Annotated in this window: 3 protein-coding genes; 1 reads left to right on the plus strand and 2 read right to left on the minus strand. The window is 68.9% G+C overall.

The window, feature by feature from the left end; all coding sequences use genetic code 11:
- Positions 1–677: 677 nt before the first annotated feature.
- Positions 678–824, minus strand: a complete 147-nt coding sequence (locus AB0F11_RS38040; protein WP_362184424.1) for a hypothetical protein — start codon at positions 822–824, stop codon at positions 678–680.
- 52 nt (positions 825–876) lie between these two features.
- Here AB0F11_RS38040 and AB0F11_RS38045 point away from each other — a divergent pair, with 52 nt between their 5' ends.
- Positions 877–1,071 (plus strand): hypothetical protein, encoded by a 195-nt coding sequence (locus AB0F11_RS38045; RefSeq protein WP_362184426.1) that lies wholly within the window; start codon positions 877–879, stop codon positions 1,069–1,071.
- A 987-nt stretch (positions 1,072–2,058) separates the two neighbouring features.
- Here AB0F11_RS38045 and AB0F11_RS38050 read toward each other — a convergent pair.
- Entirely contained in the window at positions 2,059–2,304 is a 246-nt protein-coding gene (locus AB0F11_RS38050; protein WP_362184428.1) for a hypothetical protein, read from the minus strand.
- Between the last annotated feature and the right edge of the window lie 249 nt (positions 2,305–2,553).

Consider the following 2,553-nt stretch of genomic DNA (forward strand, 5'->3'; position numbering starts at 1 on the left):
CCCGCGGAGCGGGTCCCTAGGCGCTGCGCGCCTAGCAGAGAAACGCGGCGCTTCGCGCCGCCGAGAACTCACGCTTCGCGTGAATTAGTGTCAATTCCCGCGCTGCGCGCGGGAATTGGAATTGCGCTCCGCGCAATTCTCTACTTTTCTCCGCTGCGCTCCGAAAAGGAGCAGGGATTTCCGCTCCGCTCCAATCCCCGACCGCGCTTCGCGCGGTGGCCGGCAGCAGCCGGAGGGGGGTCCGTGCATCACTCCGACCGACTGTGTAGACCTGACGAAACGGCAGAACCACCAGGAAGACGGGGCATCGACCCACCCGCCCAGACGGAACCACCCGGCAGACCCACCGCGGGAGCCAGGCCTCGCCGAACAGCCACAGCATACCCCCGGAAAGACACCCGGCACACCCCCAACCGCGAAATCCGCCCACCCCAACCCGGCACAGTCGCAGTCGAACTGACGACCCCACACCAAACCGCCTACGCGCCCTCCCCAACCCTGCTACCGTCTGACGACGACCGCCCGGCCGCTCCCCCGTGCATCACAAGCAGGCACTGTGTAGAGCGACCGGAACAAGTGGCCCACCGGAAGAGAGAAAGAATGGGGAACCGGTGAACGTGCCGCGTGAACTCTGACCGTATGGGTGATAGTCGAAGGAATTCCGCGATCTCGTGAATTCACGCCACGCCGGGCCTACTTGCACGACTCAATGCGCGAACGATCGTCCATGACAGATCATCCGAATCAAGATCTTCCGGATTGACCTCGGCGAGATAGGCCTCGATTGCTTCCATGATGACGGATGCCTTTTCATCGTCGGTCACTTATAACTCTCCCATGGTGGTCGGAACCGTGCGGAACGGCGAAACTGGACGCATGACCGAACGCCGCGCCCTGGGCACCGGCCCGCGCCCAGCAACTCCCCCAGAACAGCCCACAGCCGGCCGCCGGGCCCGTCTCGCCGCCGAGCCAGCCGAGGCGCCGCAAGCGGCCGCCGAGGGTCCCGAGGCGGCGCCCCGCTCCCCCGGCCGCCGCCAGCTCGGCACCGGTCCGGGTGCGGGCGCGAACTGACCGCTCGTCACCGGCCGAGGCCCCACTGTCAGATCGCATCTACCGCCCACCGGATGGCCAGCGTGACCGCTGCGGTGCCCAAGGCGTAGGCCGCGCCAAGGGCAGCCCTCCAAGCCAGTACCTTTGCCCGCCGTCGCAGCCCTACCAACTTGCCGCCGGAACCCGACTCAGGCGCGGTAGTGTCAGACATAGTCACTTCCTTCAACGAGGGATGACGAAGACAGAGAGCCACCGCCAGACCTTGAAGGTGTCCAGCCGATGAGGTCCGGCGGTGGCTCTCTGCGTCTAAACTACCTTAGAAACCAAGGCTGTTGGGGCCCCTTCGGGGGTCTGAGTGCGGCTCGGCTTGACTCCTCGCCATTGAATCGAAGGCCGAGTGAGGCGGGGCGGGGATTGACGGCGCCTCTGATCGGCGCATTCGCCTGTGAACTTCGCCGGGCAGGGCACCACTCCGTGTGATTTCCGAAATGCCCTATTACACTGAATCACTTCTGTGATCTGCGACACACTGTTGCGTGGCTATGGAACGGCCCAAGGGCTACGGGACATCGCCCCGCCCCACGAACCGGCCGTGTTCACCACCGTCAACTTCGGGCCGGCATGTACCGCCGGTCTCACCACGCAGCTTTCGCCCGCCCAGCCGCCCACCCCCGGCCGATGCGCGGGCGTGATGGGCAGCCTGCCTCCGACGGGTGAATTCCGGGCGGCCGAGCTGGCGCCGGCCGAGGCAGAACCGGCGGCCGCCGACGGGCCGAGGCGCCGCCCCGCTCCCCCGGCCGGCGCCAGCTCGGCACGGGAACCGACACGGCCGCGGAGTGAGCTCTCGCCCCCGGCCAGACCTGTCTGCTTGGGGCGGCCCGGTGGTACTGCCCCCGGCACGCCGGGCACCGGGCCTCGCCCGCGCACGCCATATCGGCGCGGGCTGCCCCCGACCCTAGCCCCCGGCAGGCCCCGCACCATCGCCCCGACGCAGCGGCGGCAGGCCCGTCAGGGGGCGTCCCCGACCCACACGAACCGCCCGCTGTCCGCAGGGTCGGGAACGTAGTCGGACCGGCCGGTCGGCCCGAACGCCCCGTGCTCGGACATCAACAGCGCCCCGTCCACGATCTCTTGTGGGTCCCACCCGGTCACGTCCAGCAGCAGGCCGTCCAGGGGGCCACCCATCAACTCGACGTAATCGTGGCCCGGCTTCGGCCCCGCCGGCTCATCCGGATCCGACCCGTACACCCACATCCCCGCCCACCGCTCCGTCACAGCCACCACCCTCCCACCAACACGCCCGGCACTACGGCCTGTCCGCCCCACTCACCGACCCCGCCACCACCCACAACCCGCGGCCGCACACGCCCCGCTGGGCGCCTTTCAGGCTCCGTCACGACGAGAGGGGCCGGGACGGGGCTGCGAGACGCTCAGTCAGGCGTACAGCCACCCGGACGGCCGTCTCGGAGGAAGCCGGCAGCGACGGGGTGGCAGATCCCGCGA

Origin of the sequence: Streptomyces sp. NPDC032472, from assembly GCF_040636955.1 — a bacterium.
In the GTDB taxonomy this organism is placed as follows: domain Bacteria; phylum Actinomycetota; class Actinomycetes; order Streptomycetales; family Streptomycetaceae; genus Streptomyces.

Excerpts from the sequence above, each read along its gene's own strand:
- AB0F11_RS38045 (WP_362184426.1), top strand. The coding sequence starts at position 877 with ATGACCGAACGCCGCGCCCTGGGCACCGGCCCGCGCCCAGCAACTCCC.
- AB0F11_RS38050 (WP_362184428.1), bottom strand. The coding sequence starts at position 2,304 with ATGTGGGTGTACGGGTCGGATCCGGATGAGCCGGCGGGGCCGAAGCCG.